Source organism: Phaeobacter sp. SYSU ZJ3003, from assembly GCF_041300735.1.
In the GTDB taxonomy this organism is placed as follows: Bacteria; Pseudomonadota; Alphaproteobacteria; order Rhodobacterales; family Rhodobacteraceae; genus Phycobacter; species Phycobacter gallaeciensis_A.
Genome location: NZ_PXNU01000175.1, coordinates 1 through 495 on the forward strand (window position 1 = coordinate 1; position 495 = coordinate 495).

Annotated in this window: 1 pseudogene; it reads right to left on the bottom strand. The window is 64.8% G+C overall.

Annotated features, from left to right (window positions below):
• Positions 1-407 (bottom strand): annotated as a pseudogene (locus C6W91_RS21295) (two-component sensor histidine kinase); the annotation flags it as partial.
• Between the last annotated feature and the right edge of the window lie 88 nt (positions 408-495).

Genomic DNA, 495 nt, shown 5'->3' on the forward strand with positions numbered 1-495 from the left:
ATATGCATGTCGGTCATTTCCGGCGACAGGTTGGGCAGCGGCATCAGCTGCCCTTCGATCTGGTGCAGCTCGACGCGGATATCCCGGCTGAAACTGTCGTCCAACAGCGTGCGGATACGGGCTTCGACCAGGCCGCCGTCAGAGTGGTCCATGTGCTGGACCGACGCGATATCGGCCAATTCGAAACGCACCAGCGGCGAGTTCGCGGCCCGCAGTATCGAAGCATGCAGGTCGGGTGGAGCTTCCTCGATCAGCCGCGCCACATTTGCCGCGCGCCCGGCGGCTTCAAAGCCAAGCGCGGCGCGGATCGCGAGGCTGCGTTCATCCGCGAACAGGAACAGGCTGAGCAGTAGCGCCGCGACCAGTGCCGCAACGACCAGCAGGGTCAACTGCACCCGCAGCGACATCCGGCGGCGTAATATCACGCCTCCTCCTCCACATCCGTGGCCAGGCAGTACCCGCCGTTGCGCACCGTCTTGATGATCCGGGGGCGCA